17 protein-coding genes are annotated in these 23,389 nt (G+C 33.6%); all 17 read right to left on the reverse strand.

The genetic code is table 11. From position 1 onward, the window contains the following. Window positions 1-47: 47 nt before the first annotated feature. The 17 genes from BR44_RS04015 to BR44_RS04095 all read right to left on the reverse strand — a co-directional run bounded on the left by BR44_RS04015 (window position 48) and on the right by BR44_RS04095 (window position 23,289). Window positions 48-794: an MBL fold metallo-hydrolase gene (locus BR44_RS04015; RefSeq protein WP_034550783.1), complete on the reverse strand. Its 747-nt coding sequence runs from the start codon at window positions 792-794 to the stop codon at window positions 48-50. Window positions 795-922: 128 nt separating this feature from the next. Then, window positions 923-2,326 carry a protoporphyrinogen oxidase gene (hemG, locus tag BR44_RS04020; RefSeq protein ID WP_034550784.1) on the reverse strand — a complete coding sequence of 468 codons (1,404 nt, stop codon included), beginning with the start codon at window positions 2,324-2,326 and terminating at the stop codon, window positions 923-925. 93 nt (window positions 2,327-2,419) lie between these two features. Then, window positions 2,420-3,502: a M42 family metallopeptidase gene (locus BR44_RS04025; protein WP_034550785.1), complete on the reverse strand. Its 1,083-nt coding sequence runs from the start codon at window positions 3,500-3,502 to the stop codon at window positions 2,420-2,422. Window positions 3,503-3,659: 157 nt separating this feature from the next. Beyond that, window positions 3,660-5,312, reverse strand: a complete 1,653-nt coding sequence (locus BR44_RS04030) for a peptide ABC transporter substrate-binding protein (RefSeq protein WP_034550786.1) — start codon at window positions 5,310-5,312, stop codon at window positions 3,660-3,662. A 188-nt stretch (window positions 5,313-5,500) separates the two neighbouring features. Beyond that, on the reverse strand, window positions 5,501-7,180 hold the full coding sequence (locus BR44_RS04035) for a peptide ABC transporter substrate-binding protein (RefSeq protein ID WP_034550787.1): 1,680 nt from the start codon (window positions 7,178-7,180) through the stop codon (window positions 5,501-5,503). A 318-nt stretch (window positions 7,181-7,498) separates the two neighbouring features. Beyond that, complete coding sequence (gene rplT / locus BR44_RS04040) at window positions 7,499-7,861, reverse strand: 50S ribosomal protein L20 (protein ID WP_034550788.1); 363 nt, start codon at window positions 7,859-7,861, stop codon at window positions 7,499-7,501. Between the two features lie 92 nt (window positions 7,862-7,953). Beyond that, window positions 7,954-8,151, reverse strand: coding sequence for a 50S ribosomal protein L35 (gene rpmI / locus BR44_RS04045; protein WP_034550789.1), 198 nt, complete (start codon window positions 8,149-8,151; stop codon window positions 7,954-7,956). 24 nt (window positions 8,152-8,175) lie between these two features. Further along, window positions 8,176-8,697 carry a translation initiation factor IF-3 gene (gene infC / locus BR44_RS04050; protein WP_034550790.1) on the reverse strand — a complete coding sequence of 174 codons (522 nt, stop codon included), beginning with the start codon at window positions 8,695-8,697 and terminating at the stop codon, window positions 8,176-8,178. Window positions 8,698-8,910: 213 nt separating this feature from the next. Next, the gene (thrS, locus tag BR44_RS04055) at window positions 8,911-10,848 is read right to left on the reverse strand and encodes a threonine--tRNA ligase (RefSeq protein ID WP_034550791.1); all 1,938 of its coding nucleotides are present in this window, start codon (window positions 10,846-10,848) and stop codon (window positions 8,911-8,913) included. Between the two features lie 419 nt (window positions 10,849-11,267). Further along, the gene (dnaI, locus tag BR44_RS04060) at window positions 11,268-12,194 is read right to left on the reverse strand and encodes a primosomal protein DnaI (protein ID WP_034550792.1); all 927 of its coding nucleotides are present in this window, start codon (window positions 12,192-12,194) and stop codon (window positions 11,268-11,270) included. Between the two features lie 3 nt (window positions 12,195-12,197). Beyond that, window positions 12,198-13,640, reverse strand: coding sequence for a replication initiation and membrane attachment family protein (locus BR44_RS04065; protein ID WP_034550793.1), 1,443 nt, complete (start codon window positions 13,638-13,640; stop codon window positions 12,198-12,200). A 25-nt stretch (window positions 13,641-13,665) separates the two neighbouring features. Then, window positions 13,666-14,145, reverse strand: coding sequence for a transcriptional regulator NrdR (gene nrdR / locus BR44_RS04070; RefSeq protein ID WP_034550795.1), 480 nt, complete (start codon window positions 14,143-14,145; stop codon window positions 13,666-13,668). A gap of 190 nt (window positions 14,146-14,335) precedes the next feature. Further along, window positions 14,336-14,929, reverse strand: a complete 594-nt coding sequence (gene coaE / locus BR44_RS04075; protein ID WP_034550796.1) for a dephospho-CoA kinase — start codon at window positions 14,927-14,929, stop codon at window positions 14,336-14,338. A 16-nt stretch (window positions 14,930-14,945) separates the two neighbouring features. Then, window positions 14,946-15,800, reverse strand: coding sequence for a DNA-formamidopyrimidine glycosylase (gene mutM, locus BR44_RS04080; RefSeq protein ID WP_034550797.1), 855 nt, complete (start codon window positions 15,798-15,800; stop codon window positions 14,946-14,948). A gap of 33 nt (window positions 15,801-15,833) precedes the next feature. Next, window positions 15,834-18,494, reverse strand: coding sequence for a DNA polymerase I (gene polA / locus BR44_RS04085; protein ID WP_034550799.1), 2,661 nt, complete (start codon window positions 18,492-18,494; stop codon window positions 15,834-15,836). Window positions 18,495-18,705: 211 nt separating this feature from the next. Then, window positions 18,706-20,034 (reverse strand): UDP-N-acetylmuramate--L-alanine ligase, encoded by a 1,329-nt coding sequence (gene murC, locus BR44_RS04090; protein WP_034550800.1) that lies wholly within the window; start codon window positions 20,032-20,034, stop codon window positions 18,706-18,708. Window positions 20,035-20,376: 342 nt separating this feature from the next. Then, on the reverse strand, window positions 20,377-23,289 hold the full coding sequence (locus BR44_RS04095; RefSeq protein ID WP_034550801.1) for a DNA translocase FtsK: 2,913 nt from the start codon (window positions 23,287-23,289) through the stop codon (window positions 20,377-20,379). Window positions 23,290-23,389 lie beyond the last annotated feature (100 nt).

Below are 23,389 nucleotides of genomic sequence, written 5' to 3' on the forward strand. Positions count from 1 at the left end.
CTTTTCTTTAGTACGCAATTCATCCGTACTTATATTTTACATATCCCTTAGATGTGTATAATCAAATCTTTTTTGGCTAAAATAACTTCAGTCTTAGGGGACTCATTAATTGCTTGTGCTTTCAGCAAATCTAAATCTGCTTCTTGAGGCAAATGGGTTAAAATTAGTTTTGGAATTTTTGCTTCTTTTGCAATTCTAGCCACTTCGATTGAAGTCATATGAACACGATGATTTTCCATTCCTTTAAAAAAGTTAGTATCTGCTAATAAAACATCCGCATCTTGGCTAAATGGGATAAACTGTGGTAAATATCCTGAATCAGCAGTAAAGACCAATACTCTTCCAGTATTTATTTCTTTAACTCTTATAGCATAACAAGGAACTGGATGTAAGGTCTTCATAAACGTAATCTCGAAAGGTCCAACAGTTAGTACATCATCTTTTGAGTATCCTACTCCTTTTGTTATCCGGTCCATTGTTAGCCGACTAAAGTTCTCTATATCCTCTTGATGACCATAGATAGGTAGAACTGATGCTCTTCTTTCGTTATTATCTAATCTTTTTAATTGTCTCGTATATTGTAAAACTCCTACATCTGCAATGTGATCCGCATGATAATGTGTCAAAAGCAAAGCATCCAGTTCTAAAGGATCAAGATGTTTTTCAAGTGCAATTAACGAAGCACTACCAGCATCAACCAATAGATGATAGTCGCCTGACTCTAATAAATAAGAACTTGTTCCTTCATTTCTTGTAGGATAGCCACCCCAGTAACCTAAAATAGTTAATTTCATCATTACATTCTCCTTTTCCAACTTATTTTATTACCTTACAACACTCTGAACTTATTTAAAATAAAAAAGCCTTTTAAACGTAAAAAAGACTTTTTATTTCAGGTTATTTCATTATTAAATCTACTATCTTATAAACAATTTTGTTTTTTTGCATACTCAATAATTTGAGTTCCGACATCATTAGCTTGTTGAATACAGTGGTTAATACTAAATCCGGCTAAACCTTGACCTGCAATATAGACTCCTGGGTATTCATCAGACAAAATCTTTTTAGCGTGTTGAATATCTTCTTCTTGAGTGATTGTAAATTGAGGAATAGCATTAGCCCATCGTTTGATAATTCTAAACAAAGGCTTTTCAGTAATTCCTAATATAATACCTAAATCCTTTAAAATAGACTGTTCAATTTCTTTATTGCTCAAAGATACTAAGGCATCTTCTCCATCGCGACCAAAATTGACTCCGATTAAAACTTCCTCATTTCTTTTTAAAGTTGGCCATTTTTTGTCTAAGAAAACAACTGATGTAACAAAAGAATCACTTCTTCTTGGTGTTACAATTCCGAAGCCTGCTGGCATATTTTTAATGGCTTCTTTTGAAAATGCAAAAATAATGTAACCTACTGATGCTGTTTCTATTTTACTAAAAATTTTATATATTTCGGGATGATCAATCAATTTAAAATATTCGGTTATCGGAGTTGCTATACAAATTGCACTCACTCTAACTTGCTCTGTATGATTTATATCTAAGATATACATATCTTCATCATTCTTTTTAATTTCAAAAACTTTTTTTCTATACTGAATATGAGGTTTCAATATTTTTTCCAGAGCATTAGTTAATACAGATAATCCATTTTTGAAAGTCATATAGTTACCAGAACCATCTAATAGTTCTGGATGAGCAGCTAAACCTTTTTGTAAACTGCCATACTTCATTTCAATTTCATAGATTAATTCTTTTGACGCTTTAATCCCAATTTTGTCTAAATCACTAGCGTAAATTTTGGTGAAGAACGGTTCTACAATATGTTCAACCATCTCATCTCCTAGAAGCCGTTTTAAGTAAGCACTAGTTTCTATATCTTTTTCTAACTTTTTAAAGGTATTAAAGTAACTTTTATACGTTACTATTTTCCCGCATATACTTAATAAATTCCCTTTCCATATATCTTTTCTTCTAACCGGAATGCCATTATAGGTTGGATAATTTAGTTGATATAAGCGATTATAGAAAAAGACATCTGGTTTGTTTCCTTCACTGTAGATTAGTTGATCATCTAATCCCAATTCTTTAATCAATTCTAAAGCTTCTGGATATCTTGTATCAATGGATTCAGCTCCAAGATCGATGGAACGCGTTTTCGTTTTCATGGTGTAGATTTTTCCGCCTACTTTTAAAGATCCTTCCAATATGATTAATTCAAAAGGTAAATTTTCTTTTTCAATTATTTTTTTAACACGGTACGCTGTAGTCAGACCAGTAATACCCCCACCAATAATAGCAATTCTTTTTTTTGCCCTTTTCATATTTCTTCTTCCCCTTTAAACAGTCGAACTAATCATTGAACGTTTTCGTTAGATAATCGAGGGCATACCATCATTAATGAATCTTTAATTGCCTTATCCAAATTTTATTTTTTCAATAGTTTTACTGTCCAATCTTTTTATAACCTCTGTCATCAAAGTAACTGTATTTAAATAATCATCTTCATGTATAACAGATGTGTGTGAATGGAGATACCTTGTAGCCACTGTGATTGCCAATGAAGGTATTCCATTTCTCGTCACATGTTGACTTCCTGCATCTGTTCCACCACTTGCAATTACCGTATATTGAAACGGTATATTCAACTCTTCTGCTACCCCTACGACAAAATCACGCAATCCTTTATGAGCGACCATGGAAGCATCATAAATAATAATCTGAGGACCCTTTCCTAACTTAGAATCTGCTTCTTTATCAGTCATCCCCGGCGTATCTCCAGCAGTACCAGTATCTAGTGCAAATGCAATATCAGGATCGACTAAGTACGTTGAAGTTTTTGCTCCACGTAGCCCCACTTCTTCTTGCACGTTCCCAACAGCAAATGCCTCATTTGGATGTCCTTCACGTGCAATATTTTCCAACACTTTTAGAGTTACTGCAGTACCAATGCGATTGTCCCAGGCTTTTGCTAATAAAAATTTAGATTGATTCAATCGTTTAAATTCAATATACGGAGTTACCATATCTCCTGGTTTCACACCCCAAGATAATGCTTCTTCTTTATTTGTTGCACCTATGTCAATAAACATGTCTTTAATATCATATGCTTTATTTCTTACTTCTGTCGTCAATACATGAGGTGGCTTACATCCAATAACTCCATGTAACGTTTTTTCTTTTGAAGTCGTTATCTGAACTTGTTGAGCTAACATCACTTGAGACCACCATCCACCAAGTGTTTGAAATTTTATAAACCCTTCTTCAGTAATCGCTGTAACCATAAAACCGACTTCGTCTAAATGGCTTGCAAACAATACTTTAGGACCAGTTTCATCCCCAATATGTTTGGCAATGACGCTTCCTAACCCGTCATACGATATTGAAGAAGTTGATTTTTCAGCATATTTGACAAATACCTCTCGTACTTCTTTTTCGTTTCCAGGTACACCTCTAGCATCTGTTAACTCTTGTAACATTATTAGTTCTTTATCGTTCATATAAAATGACCTCCAGTATATAATAGTTATATATACTATATCATTTTAAATCATAAAAGAGGAACCCTTTTTCATACAATGAACTTAAAAAAGCAAGAAGAAAGTTTTACCACTCTTCTTGCTTCTTTATTCATTTATTTTATCTTAAAACAAACTATTATTCTGCGATTGAAGCCCATTTAAATGAATACTCAGGCCCTACTAAGTGTGTCCCTACATCTTTAACGTATGGTTTTCTCAATATTGCATTATAACGTTGGTAGATTGGTCCGATAGCCGCTTCTTCTAATAATATTTTTTCAGCACTAAGCATATCAGCCCATCTTTTTTCTGGATCATCAAGATCTGTGGTTCCGATTTTTTCAATTAATGCATCATATTCTGGGATAGAAATACTAGCTTTGTTATTTGAGTTTCCTGTTTTGAATAATTCAAGGAAGTTAATTGGATCAGCATAGTCTGCTCCCCATCCTGCCATTTGAATATCATAATCTTGACGCTGATTTACATCGAGTCGAACATTAAACGGAACTGAACGAATGTTTATTTTTAAACCAGGAAGATTTTGCATTAATTGACCTTGCATGAATTCTGAAGATTTTTTTGCATTCTCAGAATCATCTGAAAGTAATTCTAATTCTACTGAATCCATTCCTAATTCTGCAAGGCCTTTTTTCATATAATCTTGTGCTGCTTTGATATCATAGCTTAATAAATCCCCATTTTCTTCACGGTAGTCTTCGTCTGTTGAAGGATTTTTAGCTAGCCCTTCTGGAACTAATCCGTTAGCAGGTAACGATCCATTTTGTAGAACTGTATTAGCATAAGATTCTTTGTCAAATCCTATTGAGATAGCTTTACGAATGTTTTCATTCGCTAAAGCTGTTGGCTCTCCATTGCGCTCTTGGTTGTATTTAAAATAGAAAACAGAAGATGTTGGAACAGACTCCAAATCAGGATCTCCTTTTTTTGTTTGTACATATTCACCAGATAATTTAATTGTATCTACTTCACCTGCATCGTATAAATTAATAGCAGTAGAGGTTTCTTTTACAACATCCACATTAATTCCTTCTAATTCAACAGTATCTGCATCCCAATAATCAGCATTTTTTTCGTAAGACCAGCTTAAGCCAGTACCATCCCAGTCTGTTAAAACGAATGGTCCATTATAAATTGCATTATCGCTATCTGATGCATATTTATTTCCTTTATCTGTTACGTACGTTTCATTTTGAGGTAAGAACATGGATAATGATAGCAAGTCTTTAAAATAAGGTACTTTAGATTCTAATTGTATTTCCAATGTTTTTTCATCAATTGCTTTTACTCCTAGTTCTTCTGGTTCCATTTCTCCTTTATTAACTTCAGAAGCGTTTTTAACGATTCCTCCCATCATATAAGCAGACTGAGACCCAGTACTTGGATTAACTAATCGACGCCATGAAAAAACAAAGTCATTAGCAGTAACAGGATCTCCGTTAGACCATTGTGCGTCTTCTCTTATTTTAAAAGTATACGTTAAACCGTCTTCACTAATAGTAGGCTCTTCGGAAGCCATAGCAAGTTCAGGTTTGTTATCTAAATTCAATCGATACAATCCTTCCATTACATTGTTCATAACTGTAGAACCCACTGTATCGGTGTTTAAAACTGAATCCATTGTTGGTATTTCAGCTGTTTCAACTAAATTCAATTCTTTAGTTGTTTTTCCATCGTCAGAACTTGAATTATTTGATCCACAAGCAACTAAAACAGTTGTAGATAATAATGTAATACCCAATAAACTTAATAATTTCATATTTTTCATATTTGTTTCCCCCTGATTCATCGATTGTTTCATACTTACTTTTTACATAAGAATAATACACTTGATTCTATCATCATGAGGAAAATGGCGCAAATCATCATCATGTATTTTTAATGAATATATTAGTGTTTTCACATAAAAAAAAGAAGCAAGTAAACCTGCTTCTTTTTTATCTATACATTTACTTATTATTTTCCGTCTACATAAGCCCATTTGTATGAGTATTCTGCTCCAACTAAGTGAGCAGCGATATCTTTTACGTATGGTTTTTCTAAAACAGAGTTATAACGTTGATAAATTGGTGCGATCCCAGCTGTATCCATCAGAATTTTTTCAGCATCTAACATGCCAACCCAACGCTCTTCTAAATTTTCTACTTCGCTTAGAGAACTCTTAATTAAAGCATCGTATTCATCATTAGCATAACTCGATTTATTGTTCCCATTATCTGAAGCAAATAATTCTAAGAAATTAATTGGGTCCGCGTAGTCTGCACCCCATCCAGACATTTGGATATCATAATCTTGTTTTGAATCTGCTTCTAAACGAACCTTGAAAGGTACATTACGTAATGTAATTTCTAAATTAGGTAAATTTTGAGTTAATTGACCTTGCATATATTCTAGAGATTTTTTAGCATTTTCTCCATCATCTCCAAGAATTTCTAACGTAATGCTATCTTTACCAATTTCTTCTAAACCTTTTTCAAAGTATTTTTGCGCTTCTTCTACATTAAATTCTAATAAGTCTCCATTTTGATCACGGAAATCTTCACCGGTATCTGGATCAACCGCTAGTCCTTGAGGAACTAAACCATTAGCTGGTAAAGAACCATTTTGTAAAACAGTTTTAGCATAAGCCTCTTTATCAAAAGCCATTGCAAGTCCTTTACGGATATTTTCGTTAGCTAAATCCGTTTCTTCACCATTTCTTTCTTGATTAAATTTGAAATAGAAAACAGATGATGTTGGTTCAACCAGTAAATCTTCATTATCTTTTTGAGTCTGTACGTATTCTCCTGTCAACTTCATCCGGTCAATCCCGCCAGTATCATATAAATTCAAAGCTGTTGAAGTTTCTTTTACTACGTCAAAATTGATTGTATCTAATTTAACGCTTTCTGCATCCCAGTAGTCTTCATTCTTTTGATAGACCCAGCTCAAGCCTGTTCCGTCCCATTCTGTTAAAGTAAATGGACCGTTATAGATTAAATTATCACTATTTGACGCAAAATCATCACCTAACTCTTCAACATAAGCTTGATTTTGTGGGTAATACATTGGTAATGTCAACAAGTCCTTAAAGTAAGGAACAGCACGAACTAATTTAACTTCAAGTGTTTTTTCATCTATCGCTTTAGCTCCAAGCTCACTTGGTTCTTTTTCTCCATTGATAATTTCAGTTGCATTTTCAACAACATCTTGGATCATATAATTATAAGCAGCGGCAACCGTTGGGTCAGATAATCTTTGCCATGCATAGACAAAATCACCTGCAGTAACTGGGTCGCCATTTGACCAATTTGCATCTTCTCTAATTTTAAATGTATATGTTAAATTATCTTCACTAACTTCTGGTTCTGCTTCAAGCATTCCTAAAACAAGCTTACCATCTAGTCCTTGACGATAAAGTCCTTCAAAAACGTTATTCATCACATTCCCGCCGACTACGTCTGTATTTAAGACAGAATCCATTGTTGGAATTTCGCCACTTTCTATCAAATTAAGTACTTGTTCGCTATCCATACCATTATTATTTGACTTTGAAGAAGAAGTATCTTCACTATCCGTTCCGCCGCCGCAAGCTGCCAACAACAAGGCAGAAGTTGCAGTAATACCAAGCAAACTCAACATTTTATTTCTTTTCATATTGTTTTCCCCCTGTTTTTATATTATAAAAATTTCTTTATGAGATAAATATTAGTTTACTCAAATAATTCTATCATCTTATTATCATTTAAGCAACACGTTTATTCATTATTTATTACATTTGTTTTTGAAAAAATATTTGAATTCTACTATTTCGAAGAATAATCAATAATAGTACTTCAATCTTCTTGAGATGTGGGACCTCTTACCTCCTCCATGGTGAATGAGGGTGATTCATTTAACAGTTGCATTTTTTTCTGGTCTACTTTAACAAAAAGAGGTTAGGACAATTTATTGTCCTAACCTCTTACTTATCATTTATTTATTTTCTAGAGCTGTTTTTGCTTGTTCAGTTAGTGCTGTAAAAACTGCTGCATCTGTAACAGCAATATCCGCTAACATTTTACGGTTGATATCAATTTCAGCTAACTTAAGACCGTGCATGAATGTGCTATAGCTCATGTTATTTAGACGAGCTGCTGCATTAATACGAGCAATCCATAATTTACGGAAATCACGTTTCTTTTGACGGCGATCTCTATATGCATATTGATAAGACTTCATTACTGCTTGCTTAGATACTTTAAATAAAGTATGTTTTGAACCATAATAACCTTTTGCTAATTTTAATATTCTTTTGTGACGTTTACGAGTAACCGTCCCACCTTTAACACGTGGCATATTAATTTCCTCCTCGAAGATGTTTCCTTTTTAGAAAACTCTTATACATAATTGTCTTTATTATTTTATTGTTCTTAAAAACTATTCAATAATTACCAGTTAGCTAATTGTTGACGAATACGTTTCATATCGCTTGATGAAACCATAGTTGCTTTACGTAATTTACGTTTTTGTTTTTGAGATTTATTTGCGAACATATGGCTTGTTTTTGCGTGATGACGTTTTAATCCACCATTACCTGTTCTTTTGAATCGTTTAGCTGATCCACGGTGTGTTTTTTGTTTTGGCATTATTTTTTCCTCCTTAAAATACTCTTACTTTTCAGTTTTTGGTGCTAAAATCAAGAACATACTACGTCCGTCCATTTTAGCAGCTGATTCAATACTAGCAATGTCAGCTGTTTCTAACGCTAATCGATCTAAAACTTTTTTACCAATCTCTTTATGAGTTATGGCACGACCTTTAAAGCGAATAGATGCCTTAACTTTGTCTCCTTTTTCAAGGAACTTACGCGCATTGCGTAATTTCGTATTAAAGTCATTTAAATCAATTGTTGGACTTAAACGTACTTCTTTAAGACTGACTATTTTTTGGTTTTTACGGGCTTCACGTTCTTTTTTCTGTTGTTCAAAACGGAACTTACCATAATCCATAATACGTGCTACGGGTGGTTTTGCTGTTGGAGCTACTAGAACTAAGTCTAAGTTTTCTGCTTCTGCAATTGACAATGCTTCACTCTTGGTTTTAAGTCCAAGTTGGTCACCATTACTACCTATAACGCGCAATTCACGTGCACGAATGCCGTCATTTACCATCATATCTTTTGCTATGGTCATACACCTCCATTAGATTTGAGAGAAAGAACAGCAGAAAAATAGGCGAATTCACAATGAACTCGCCTATAAATAATTTCCAACTTACGCCATGCGTAAGCTATCATCGTTTATATCTAGCCCAGAGACTTTTAGTCAACTCAGGCGAGAAGCGAGGGCTCCTGCTTTATTTTCTCAACTTTCTAATTATATCACGAATTTTTTTTTTGTAAACCATTAACGACTAAAATTTTTAATTTCTATTTTTGTTTTTTCTAAATACTCTTCTAAATCAATTACTTGAGTTGTTTTTTCACCATATTTACGAACGGCTACTGTTGAGTTCGTTACCTCATCATCCCCTACAACTAATTGATAAGGAATTTTTTGTGTCTGCGAAGCGCGAATTTTGTAACCCATTTTTTCATTCCGATCATCGACCTCGACACGCATACCTAATAAATTCATTTTATTTTTTATATCATAAGCATAATCAGAGTGAAGTTCTAAATTAACTGGAATAATCGTTGCTTGTACAGGAGCTAGCCATGTGGGAAATGCTCCTTTATATTCTTCTATTAAATAAGCTACAAAACGTTCCATTGTTGAAACAATCCCGCGATGAATAACAACAGGACGATGTGTGTTCTCGCCATCTTCTCCAACATAAGTTAAATCAAATCTTTCAGGCAACAAGAAGTCTAACTGGATAGTAGACAGTGTTTCTTCAACCCCAATAGCTGTCTTAACTAATACATCTAGTTTTGGACCATAAAAAGCTGCTTCTCCCTCAGCTTCAAAATAATCTAGTTGTTTTTCATCCATTGCATCTTTAATCATTTTTTGAGCTTTTTCCCACATTGCATCATCATCAAAATATTTATCTGTATTTTCAGGATCCCTATAACTTAAACGGAAACGGTAATCCGTAATATTAAAATCTTCGTACACAGCTAACATTAATTCAATCGTACGCAAGAATTCTTCTTGAATTTGATCAGGGCGTACAAACGTGTGCCCGTCATTTAAAGTCATCTCGCGCACGCGTTGTAAACCTGAAAGTGCGCCACTTTTTTCATAACGGTGCATTTGTCCTAATTCAGCAATTCTAATTGGCAACTCACGGTAACTATGAATGTCGTTCTTATAAACCATCATATGATGTGGACAGTTCATTGGACGCAATACCAACATCTCGCCATCACCCATATCCATTGGTGGGAACATATCATCATGGTAGTGATCCCAATGACCAGAAGTTTTATACAAGTTTACATCAGCTAAAACTGGTGTATAAACATGTTGATACCCTAAACTAATTTCACGATCTGTAATGTAGCGTTCAACTACTCGTCGAATCGTTGCACCTTTTGGAAGCCAAAAAGGCAATCCAGAACCTACTTCAGGTGAAATCATAAATAAATCTAATTCTTTACCTAATTTACGGTGATCGCGTAATTTCGCTTCCTCACGCATTTGTAAAAATTCTTTTAAAGCTTTTTTATCAAAAAAAGCTGTCCCATAAATACGTTGCATCATTTTATTATCTGAATTACCTCTCCAGTAAGCTCCAGCAAGGGATAACAGTTTGAAAACTTGAATTCTACCTGTAGTTGGAACGTGGACGCCACGACATAAATCAACAAAGTCACCTTGACTATACACGGTAATTTTTTCGTCTTCAGGTAAGGCTGTAATCAATTCCACTTTATAAGAATCATCTTTAAAAACATCCAATGCTTCTGCGCGAGTTAATTCTTTGCGAACAATTGGGTTATTTTCTTTAACAATTGCCATCATTTCTGCTTCAATTTTTGGTAAATCATCTTCTGTAATTGGTGTTTGAGTATCTGAATCATAATAAAAACCTGTATCGATTGCTGGTCCTACACCAAATTTAATATCAGGATACAATCTTCTCAAAGCATTTGCCATTAAATGAGCGCTTGAGTGACGGATTATCTGTAAAGCATCTTCATGGTCTGGCGTAATGATTTCTAATGTGCCGTTTTCTTCTAATGGTCGACTGTAATCCACAAGTTTGCCATTAAATTTTCCTGCTAACCCTTTTTTCGCTAATCCTTTACTGATGCTTTCAGCCACATCTTTTGTTGAAACACCTTCTGGCATTACCTTTTCTGCACCATCAGGCAAAATAATTTTAATATCTGACATAATCATATTCCTCCATTTCATTCATTTATATTAAAAATAGTGTTTTTTTTAGATAATAAAAACAAAAAAGTCCCTTTTATGTTAATTACTTAACATAAAAGGGACGACAAAGTCGTGGTTCCACCCAAGTTTAGAATCCTAATTTGGTATAAATACTCGTTTATCCCATAGAATTCACTCTTAGCTGATAACATTAGCTAAATGACCTCTGCTATTAAAAACTAGTTCACAGCGGTACTCAAAAGGGGTAAAAATAAGGACTATTCAGGAAACTTTCAGCCATGTTTTCCTTCTCTTGTGGAATGTTTTCTTATTTCATTGTCTTTTTCAAAGATTTAATCTATTGCTATAATTAAACCAGATTTCACACATTAAATCAAGTTAATATTTGGTTTCTCTTGTAACTAGAATAAAAAAATTCAAGATAGTCTACGGTTTTTCCCAGTCATTTCTAATTCTTTAGACAAATATCTTATTCGTTCCATGATACGTTGTGCTTTTAACGGCTCATCTTCCCCTCTTTGAGTCACTCTTAGGTGCTCTTCTCCTAAGTGTTTCATATCAAGATTTGAAGAAAAAAATGTTGGGAGTTGTTCTTGCATTCGGTATTGTAGAATAACTCCTAAGACATCATCACGTATCCAGCTAGACATTGAATCTGCCCCAACGTCATCTAACATTAGAATCGGAGCTTTTTTTACAACTTCCAGTTTTTCACCAGTAGTGTTCTGTCCAATAGCTTGTTTCATTTCAACTGCAAAAGAAGGGAAATGCATCAAGGTTGTCGGGTACCCTTTTTCTGCCAGTTCATGAGCAATTGCTCCTAACAAAAAAGATTTTCCAACACCAAATGCTCCATATAAGTAGAGTCCCTGATGGAAGCCTTTAGGATTTTCTAAATAATCCCCAATGAAGTCATAGGCAGCATTAATTGCTTTTGCACGCATGTCCGTTATATGAAATTGTTCAAATGTTGCTGTTCTAACATCTTTAGGCATATCCATTGAATGAATACGGCTCTTAATCGCTTGTTCTTTTTGCTTAGCGATTAGTTCAGCTGTAGGAATATATGAAACATCTATAAAATGATAGTTCATAATCAGTTGCGGTTTATACCCTGGAGCCATCATTCCTATTTTTTCTTGATATTTTTTCTTTTCATTAACGAACTCATACAGCTTTGCATAACTCTTCATTATCGATTCTTGAGTTAGTACTTCTTCATTTTGTTTAATAAAATACTGAACATCTGAGTCATTTAAAACTTCTTGAATAAGTTTTTCATATTGTTCAGACAGATTTCGATCCTTCAACATCTTTGTCAGACTTTTACCCATATCTTCCATATATTAGTCACCTTCTTTTCCAAAGCTTTGAATTTTTTTCAATCTATCCATAAAAGCTTGTTTTTCAGTTTCACTCATTGGTTTTTCAGTCTTCGCTACACTACCATCTTTAGCCCATTCTGGTAGTGTTTCTGTTCTTATTTTATTGTTTTTTCCGTAATTGGATGATGCAGTATTTGAATACTGTTTTTTTTGTGATTGTTGTTTTTTTTCAGCATTATCCTGATACATCGTTTTTACTTTTTGAAGAGCCATTTCAGGAGATACAACCTTATTTTGAGCCCAATCATTTGAAATTTTATACGCTAAGGCTTTTTCAAAAATCGGATTATCTCTAATTACCAATATATAATGAATCAATATATTAATAACCGCTGATGGTAGATTAGCTTTACTAAGTATTTCTTGTAAAGTCCACTCTTCATTTTTTGTTACGTAACCGCCCTTTTGTTCTTTTATAGAAGTCATAAAATCATAGGGACTAATTTCTTCACTTGCCTCAATTAAATTTATTTCGTTATCTGTTAAACCTTGTTGTCGTAGATAGCCTTTGCGATTTTTGTTTTGATTTTGATTAGCCTGTATATCTTTTTCAACTACATCTTCTAGCTTGACCTTTTCTTGCTTATCATCATGGTAATGACGATAGACGATACTTTTAAATTTACGCTCATCAATATTACCTGTATCAATATCACTAGCTTCTAAAATATACTGTTGCATATCCAATTCATTAATACCATACATTGTGTGCAAAACTAGCATGGTAGATTCCAACTCTTTTGTAATAGCTGATCGATTAACATAGTGCTTGTTAAGCCCTGTATAAAAAAATTTAAAATCAAATGTTTGAGCGTCAACGGTTGGACCTTTAGCCGGATTTTCCCCTATCAATTCTACAGATTCTTTTAACAATTTTTCCTCTTGCTTTAATAAATTAGCATCAAAATGGTAAACGTCTAAAAATGATTTTGTAATTTCTTCGTATTTTTCTTTGTCAAATGAAGAAATTATAAAACGACTTCTTAAGACTTTAAACTTACGTTCACCAACAGTTTCGAAAAGAAGGAGACTTAATAAGTCATCTCTAAAGAAGGTTGCACTCGATTGAGGTGCAAGCAACTCATAGATGTATACTTTGTCTGATTGTGAACTCTTGAGGTAACTTTTTAATAGTCCAATCGCTTCTAGTTTAATTCTTGCTTGATATAATTCAGGAATTCCAATATTTAATAATGTTAATAATTCAGAGTGTAGAATACCGTTACTCCAATATGTTTCCTCTCCAACTTCTGTCCATAATGTCATATAAAGACTATATGCATTAGAGCCAATTAAAGGTTGGTATAAAAATGTAAGAACTTTTTGGTCTATATCCGAAAGTTGGGCATTTTGTCGGACCATGAATCCATCTTTTGGACTCATATTTTTCCATGGATAGTTCAAATGCCTTCACACCTTTCTAATTCTTTTAATGCTCGCCAGATTTTTTCTTAGATTTCTTTTTTTCAAGTTCTTGTAACTCAGTTAAAAAGACACTCATGTCTTTAAATTGGCGATAAACACTTGCAAAGCGAATGTAAGCTACATCATCAATTTCAACTAATTTTTCCATAATATACTCGCCAATTATGGCTGAAGAAATTTCATTCTCTCCCAAACTCCTAACTTTATTTTCTACTTCATCTACTATTTTTTCTACTTGTTCTATTGCGACCGGACGCTTTTCACACGAACGAATAATACCTCGTAATATTTTTCCACGGTTAAATTCTTCTCTTGTTCCATTTTTTTTGATAACGAGTAATGGCGCTTGTTCTACTCTTTCGAAAGTCGTAAACCGGAAACTACACGCTTCACATTCTCTTCTTCTACGAATAGCCCGCCCATCATCTGCAGGACGACTATCGACAACTCTGGAACCATTATTTTGACAGTGAGGACATTGCACTATTCATCATCCTTTTTTATAATTTTCTTTAAAAAATTATTATTCGATTTATTATAGTTTTATTATAACACAGCTCGTAAAGAGGTTAAATACAAGAAACATGTAGTGTTTCTTTCATAATCTATTCGCAGAAAATAAAAAGAATGAACAAGTTACGCTGTCCACTCTTTCTTTTCTTATACTTGTTCGATTAGGTTAATTTTTTTAACCAATAGCGAACTTGTTTTTGCGTTTCATTTTTTGTACCATTATTATCTATGACTACGTCTGCTCTTTTAATTTTAATCTTCATGGGCAGTTGCGTAGAGATTCTCATTTCAGCTGCCTTTTCAGTTAGCTTATCACGTTCCATTAATCGTTTTAACTGTACTTCTTTTGTCGTTGCAACTACCATTACTAAGTCAACTACTGATAAATAATCTTTTTCATATAATAATGGAATATCTAAAACAATCAACGGTAGATTTAGTTTAAGGTAATCAGCAATTTGTTCAGTAATCCATCTGCGTATATATTCTTCCAAAATAGAGTTCAATTCACTTAATTGTGCTTTGTCATTAAACACAATATCACCTAATCTTTTTCTATCCAAAGTACCATCCGACTTAAGAATCTTATCCCCAAAGTATGTCACAATATTTTTCAGCCCATCAGTTCCTGGCTCAACTATTATTCTTGAACCAATGTCTGCATCTATAATAGGAATACCCAGTTCTTTAAAATAATTGCTTACTGTGGATTTCCCTGTCGCTATCCCTCCTGTTAAACCTAGAATAACAGTCATAAAAGACTCCCTTTCTTTAAGATCGAGGCAAACTATTCTTTTTAGTTAGCTTTTGGCAGTTTACACAAATGTGAGTGCCTCTTTGAGCTACTTTTATTTTTTGTATCGGAGCACCACAATTTACACAGGGTTCACTTGTTTTGCCGTAAACATACAATTCCACTTGAAAATTCCCTGCTTCCCCCAGAGCATTTTTGTAGGTCCTAATAGTCGTTCCACCCGCTAGTACTGCTTTTCTAAGAACATCAATGATTGCTTGATGCAGTTGTTCTACTTCTTTAGATTTCAATGAATTAGCCGGTCTAAGAGGATGGATTTTAGCTTTAAATAAAGCCTCATCTACATAGATATTCCCTAACCCAGCAACAATTTTTTGTTCTAATAAAAGAGGTTTTATTGCTCTACTTTTTTGTTTCAATGTTTTATTGAAAACAGTTAAATTGAATGTTTCAGGAATCGGTTCAGGTCCAATTGTTTTCAAACCTGTTACGTTAAATTCTTCACCTTTTGGGACTAAAGTCATCCTCCCAAATTTACGAACATCTAAATAGCGCAAATCACGACCATCTGACAAATGAAACACGACATGAGTGTGTTTTTTTAGTGGTTCATTTGTATTAGAGACTTCATATTTACCTTCCATTCTCAAATGAGAAACCATGTTCCAATGGTCAAAATTAAATATTAAATATTTTCCTCTTCTATCAATATTTAATAGACGATTGCCTATTAATTGAGAAGAAAATTCTTCACTATGAATGTCTCCAGAAATAATTCGTTCCCAGTAAATGTCTACTCCTGTAACTGTGCTTCCTTGAACAAGCTTCAATAAACCTTGTCTAACTGTTTCTACTTCTGGTAACTCTGGCAATCTCTTCAACCTCTTCTTTCTAATGTATATTTCTTATTTTGATTCATACCAACTATCTCCGCTACTGCTATCTACTTTTAAAGGCACATTTAAAGCAACGGCATTTTCCATTACCTCAGCAACTAATTTTTCAAGAAAAGGAATCTCAGATTCTGGCGCTTCAAAAATTAGTTCATCATGAACTTGTAGCAACATGGTTGCCTTTAGCCCTTCAGTTCTTAGACGTTTTTCCATTTCAATCATAGCTACTTTAATAATATCAGCAGCACTTCCTTGAATAGGTGTATTCATAGCCGTTCTTTCTGCAAACGAGCGTAAATTGAAATTGCGCGAATTTATATCGGGCAAGTAACGTCTTCTATGAAATAATGTTTCAACATATCCTTTTTCTTTAGCTTCACGAACGATGTCTTCCATATAAATTTTTACACCTGGATACTTAATAAAGTAAGTATCAATAAATGTTTGAGCTTCTTTACGGCTAATATCCAAGTTTTTTGATAATCCATAATCGCTAATTCCATAAACTATTCCGAAGTTAACGGCTTTGGCTCGTCGACGCATTTCTGGTGTTACATCTTCTTGTTTTTCAATGCCAAATACTCTCATTGCTGTACTGGCATGGATATCTTGTCCTTCAATGAAAGCTTCTTTTAAATGATCATCATCTGAAATATGTGCTAATACACGCAATTCTATTTGTGAGTAATCGGAAGCAAATATCTTCCAACCTTCATGACTAGGTACAAAAGCTTGTCTTACCTTGCGTCCTTCTTCTAATCTAACAGGAATATTTTGTAGATTAGGATCTATAGAACTTAAACGTCCAGTTTGGGCAATAGTCTGCATATATCGAGTATGAATTTTTCCGTTCTTGCCGTGAATAACTTTCAACAATCCTTCTATATAAGTAGATTGTAATTTCGCAATTTGTCTATATTCTAAAATATCCTCAACGATTGGAGCCTGATCTCTTAATTGTTCTAATACATCCACAGCTGTTGAGTAACCGGTTTTTGTTTTTTTAATTACTGGGTAGCCCATTTTTTCAAATAAAACAACTCCCAGTTGTTTAGGTGAATTCAAATTAAACGTTTCTCCAGCTAGCTTATAAACGCGATTTTCAATTCCAGATAATCTTTGTGCAAATTCTACTTTCATTTTTCTTAAGCGCTGTGCATCAACTTTTATTCCACTTATTTCCATTTTTGCTAAAACCATTGCTAAAGGTAATTCCATATCATAAAAAAGCTCTGTTTGATTATTTTGTGCTAAATGTTGTTCAAGTTGGTCACTTAATAAGATAATCGCTCTCAGCTTACGAGCAATATGCTCTTGCATAACAGATTGATCTTCCGGGATATGAATTTTAGCACCTTTCCCATAAATTGCTTCATCTGGTGAGACATTAAAATAATCATGTTCTATAGCGACTTCTGATAAATCCTTACTATTATCTTTAGTGTTTAAAATGTAAGAAGCTAAAAGTATATCAAATTGAATGTTTTTTAATTCTATCCCATATCGTTCTAGAGCAACATAAGTTCGCTTTGCATCAAAAACTTGTTTGGATAAAGCGGAGTTTTGTGCCCAATCCTGAAAATAGTTTGATTTTAAAACTACTTCAGGATTTCCGACGTAAATATGGTTTTTATCCCCCCAACCAACACTTATAATTTCTGAAGTATGGTAGTTATCTGTTAACATTTCGAGGTAAAGCCCCATTTTATCCGTAAATAAATCAGGAGTAATCTCTGTTACTAATTCGTAAGAGACTTCTTCCCTTTTTTCTTCATTCGCAGCATCGTATTCTGTTGTATCTAATTTACTTAGATGTGTTTTAAAATCCATCTCTTTATAAAACTGAATTAACCTTTCTATATTTGGTCCATCATATGCTAAATCATTGACATCAATTGTTATCGGAGTATCAAGCATAATTGTTGCTAGACGTTTACTTAAAAAAGCCGTTTCTTTTTCATTAATCAAGTTTTCTTTCATTTTACTCTTTTTTAATTGAGCGATATTTTCATATATCCCTTCAACAGAATGGTATTCTTTTAAAAGCTTCAAAGCCGTTTTTTCTCCAATTTTAGTTACACCTGGAATATTATCTGAAGCATCTCCAGCAAGTCCTTTCAAATCAATGATTTGTTTTGGTTTAATCCCCATTTCATTTACAATTGATTCGATTGTATATTCTTTAAGTTCGCTAACTCCTTTTACAGTGATGTCGACTCTCACATTTCCCTTGGCCAACTGTGTCAAATCTCGATCTCCAGAAATAATCACCACATCAAAAATAGCAGGATCAACTTTATCAGATAGCGTGCCAATAATGTCATCTGCTTCATAATTACTTAATTCATAATGCTTGATACCAAATCCTTCTAGGAGCTCTCTTAAATAAGGCATTTGCTCCGTAAATTCATTCGGTGTTTTAGAACGTCCGCCTTTATATTCTTCGAAAAATTGATTCCGGAAAGTTGTTTTTCCAGCGTCAAAAGCAACTAAAACGTGTGATGGCTTTTCTTTTGTTAAAACACTCTCAATCATACTATGAAAGCCATACAATGCATTTGTATGAAGTCCATTTTTATTTTTAAATCGCTCTAATTGTTGATGCAATGCAAAAAATGCCCGAAAAGCAACGCTGTTTCCATCAATCAACAATAATTTGTTTTTTTGAGTCATAAAAAAGCTCCTTCTTGTCTGCCCTATAAGATTGATGATTTAACTTTTTAACTATCATTAGTTAATCCAACTATCTTTTTCTATATTATTTTAACAAATAATATATGAGATAGCTAATATCTAAAAGTCATTCTTTCTTTTAAAATAAGAATTTTTATTTCTTAATGCTAAAAACGATACCTATTCAAAAAAAATGAATAGGTATCGTTTTTTATTTACTCAATGCTGAATGACTTAATATTGTTTCATAAGCAATTTCAAATTTCTGAACATCTCCAGCACCCATAAAGATAGCTACTCCATCATGGTGTTTTAATAATGGAGACATATTTTCTTCTTTTAATATGACAGCGCCCTTATCAATTTTTTCAGCTAAGTCTTCAATTGTAACATCCCCACGTTGCTCACGAGCAGAACCAAAAATGTCACAAAGATAAATGGTATCTGCTAAGTTCAAAGAAGTAGCAAACTCACTTAGCATAGCCACTGTACGAGTAAATGTATGCGGCTGAAAAATGGCAATAATTTCTTTAGTTGGGTATTTTTGACGGGCAGCATCAACTGTTGCTCGTATTTCTGATGGATGATGGGCATAGTCATCAATAATAATCATATCTTCCACTACTTTTTCAGTAAAACGGCGTTTAACTCCTGCAAATGTTGTGAAATTATCCATTACTTTTTCTTTATCTAATTTTTCATAGTAAGTGATAGCAATCACGGCTAATGCATTTAGAATATTGTGTTTTCCGAAGATAGGAATAACATAGTGACCATAAAACTCATTTTTAATGTATACATCAAAAGCAGAACCTGTGATTGAGCGACTTAAGTTTTTAGCTTGGAAGTCATTATTATCACCAAATCCATAATAAACAATTGGCACTTCGGTCTTAAGTTTCACTAATTGCTCATCATCACCACACGCGATAATAGCTTTTTTAACTAATTTAGACATCTCTTCAAAGGCACTGACGACATCGTCTAGACTAGTAAAGTAATCAGGATGATCATAGTCAATATTTGTAATAATAGCATAGTCAGGATGGTACGCTAAAAAATGTCGTCTATACTCACAAGCTTCGAGTACAAAGTAATCTGCATCTGGGACTCCATGTCCAGTCCCATCACCAATCAAATAGCTGGTATCAGCAATTGTGCTCATTACATGAGCCAACAATCCCGTGGTGCTTGTTTTCCCATGAGAACCCGTAACCGTAATACTTGTGTACAGCTTTAAGAATTCACCAAGGAAGTCATGGTAACGTATGATTGGTAAATTCATTTTTTTAGCCGCAACGATTTCTTTATGTGTATCCGAAAATGCATTACCTGCAATAATTGTTAAACCTTCATGAATATTTTTCTCATCAAAAGTTAAAATTGGAATTTCTGCGTCTTCAATATTTTTTTGCGTAAAAAAATATTTATCTACATCAGAACCTTGAACTTTAAAACCCTTATCATGAAGGATCAATGCTAGTGCACTCATACCAGAACCTTTAATTCCAACAAAATGATAGACTGTTTCATTATTCATTTTTATAAATCCTCCATTATTTCTATTACATTTTTTATTTGTCTTTAAATCTACTAACTAAACTTAATATTCATGATTTTTATAGATAATTTAGTTCTCAAAAATAATTGTTTTTCAAAAAATAATAAAGAACGAGTACAGTATACCATGGTTTTTTTTTTTCGACCACAAATAATCTTTTTCAACTTTTCTTTTAATTATATAACGTTAATAATAATTAGTCATAAAAAAGAAGGCTGAGATTCATCCTCTCCAAAAAATGTTTATTTTTGAGAGATTGTATAATCTATGCCTTCTTTTTATTTATTAGGGTATTTAGAATCCTACTGAATAAACCGATGATTAGTTATGCTTTTTGCACCGTTCTTCATAGTCAGTTTTTGTTATAAAAACATCCCGTGGTTTCGATCCTTTATTGGGTGAAATCAAATTTTCATTTTCTAGCGCCTCAATTAAATTAGAGGCTCTATTAAATCCTATTTTAAACTTACGTTGTAATGAGGAAGCTGAAACTTGACCTTCTTCAATTATGAAAAGCAAAATTTCTTCATATAATTCATCTTTTCCCTCAACAGCTTCTACTCTAGCCAATAAGCTTTCAGGTTCAAACAAATAATTTGTTTTCCGTTGTTCTTTTACATGTTTTACAATGTTGTCTATTTCTTTTTCGACATATGTTCCTTGAATACGGATAGGCTGACTTGCGCCATTTTCTAAAAATAGCATATCTCCCTTACCAAGCAATTTTTCAGCTCCGCCTGAATCCATAATTGTTCGTGAATCTACTTGGCTGGACACCATGAAAGCTATACGAGTAGGAATATTATTTTTAATCGTTCCAGTAATAACATCCACACTTGGACGTTGAGTCGCTACTAACAAATGAATTCCAGCAGCACGTGCTTTTTGAGTTATACGCACAATTGAATCTTGAACATCACTGCTAGCTACCATCATTAAATCAGCTAATTCATCGATAACAATGACAATATAGGGCAATATTAGCCCATAATCTCCATGCTCGTGAGCTTTTTCGTTAAATCTTTGAATATTTCTTACACCAGCTAAGGCCAATTTTTGGTAGCGTTCTTCCATTTCATTGACAGCCCACTTTAAGGCTTCACTTGCAGCTTTTGGTTCAGAAATAACGGGTGACAATAAATGTGGAATGGCATTGTACGGTGCTAGTTCAACTGCTTTAGGATCAATCAAAATAAGTTTCACTTCATTCGGCTTAGCTTTATATAATAAACTAACTAAAATAGAATTAATAAAGACACTTTTACCTGATCCTGTTGCGCCAGCGATTAGACCATGAGGCATTTTATCAAGTGTCGACACTATAGCATCTCCTGCTAAATTCACACCAAGTGCAACCGTTAATGGTGAATGACTATTTTTAAATTTCTCGCTAGCCATTACCTCAGAAAGCATAACGGGTCTTGAAATTCTATTTGGTATTTCAACACCTACAGTATTTTTCCCTGGAATTGGCGCTTCAATTCTAATATCTTTAGCTGCTAAAGCCAGTTTTAAATCATCTGATAAATTAGTGATCTTATTTACTTTGACACCACGACCTAATTGCAACTCAAACTGTGTAACCGCAGGACCGACAGTCCATCCCACTACTTGAGCAAGAATATTAAAAGCATCTAACGTTTCATTTAATAATTCAGCTTGTCCTAAAACCCAATCATCAATAGCATTGCTTGGAAAATCAACTGGTGGATTCAATAATTCTAACGATGGAAAGTTGTATTCTCTCAGATGTTCTTTTTCATCACTAATCCATTCATCAGGACTATTATTTAATAAATTCTTGTTTCTTTCTTCATTATCTGGTTCTGGTTCTGGTTCTGGTTCTGGTTCTGGTTCTGGTTCTGGTTCTGGTTCTGGTTCTGGTTCTGGTTCTGGTTCTGGTTCTGGTTCTGGTTCTGGTTCTGGTTCTGGTTCTGGTTCTGGTTCTGGTTCTGGTTCTGGTTCTGGTTCTGGTTCTGGTTCTGGTTCTGGTTCTGGTTCTGGTTCTGGTTCTGGTTCTGGTTCTGGTTCTGGTTCTGGTTCTGGTTCTGGTTCTGGTTCTGGTTTTGGTTCTGGTTCTGGTTCTGTGATTGTTCTGTCATTTTTCAGAGCCTCATCTTCTTGATACTCTTTTTCTATACTTAAGGTTTCTTCTTTGCTACTTTTATCAACTTCTACTGGTTGATCAGTTTCTGTTAGTTGACTAATATCTGTGTCTTTTGATACACTTTTATTTTCTTTTTCTTTAATTACAGACTGTTGTTTTTCTTTTTCAGCCTTTTTTTCAATGTACTTAAACCGACTAAGTGCTGCTTTAAGTTCTAACATTTCGATTTCTTCATCTGTCATCGTATCTTTTTTTCCCAAAGTAATTGGTTTCGATTTCACTTCTTTATCTATCATTTGCTTATTAGTTACTATTGGATTAATTAATTTTTCGTTTGAATTCAAACGAATAGATTTATTAGCTGGTGTAACTTCTGGGTTTGTTATTTTTTTTGTCTCTTGGACAATATTTATAGTATTAAAATAACTCGTTCCTTTATTCTGGCGATTGATTTGATTATCTCGCTCTTCTTCTATCATTGCTGATAACGAACGGCTCAGTTTTTTCTTTGGCTGTTCTAAAAGACTAGGTTGTTGAAGAACTTTTTGATTCTCTTGATTAGTCTTATTTTCATCATCATCTAGATTGATGATGGGTTCACAGAGATGATCAATAGATAAAATAAAATCATCTTCTTTTTTTTCGAGAGTTCTCAATATTTTTTTATAATTTACTTTTGCTGTTTCTATTTTTAAATTTTTATTAAAACCATAGTACGGAGAAGGAATTTTTTGAACTTTAAATGGGGTTGAACTCCGTCTTTTCTGATAAGTTGCTTCATCCCTTTTAAACATTTCCGCTGATTTACTGTCTTCTTTTGATTTATTTGAGTTACTTTTTTTATAGGACGATAATTGTGCTGTTTTACTGTCATCCTTATTTTCATTTGACAACCATTTTTTTCGTTCATCATTACTTTTATTTATCTCTTCAGAAAACAACTTTTCTGTAACATCAACGTTAATTTCTCGAGTTATTTTTATAGGCTTTTCAAATTTTGATGTTTTAGACCTATCAAAAAGGTTGTCTTTCTTCGTAGCCTGTGCAGAGTCACGATAGAAAGGAAACTCAGATTTCTTCAACCGTTTCTGGTCTTTTTTATAACTTGGTCCATCATATTTTGACATGATGACGCTCCTTCCCTCTCCGATGTTCGTGTATTAGTTTAACACAAATCTCATAGAGGTTGTAGAATTAATCTAGTACCTTAGTTGGGAGTTTTTCAAA

The sequence above is a fragment of the Carnobacterium funditum DSM 5970 genome, assembly GCF_000744185.1.
Taxonomy (GTDB): Bacteria; Bacillota; Bacilli; order Lactobacillales; family Carnobacteriaceae; genus Carnobacterium_A; species Carnobacterium_A funditum.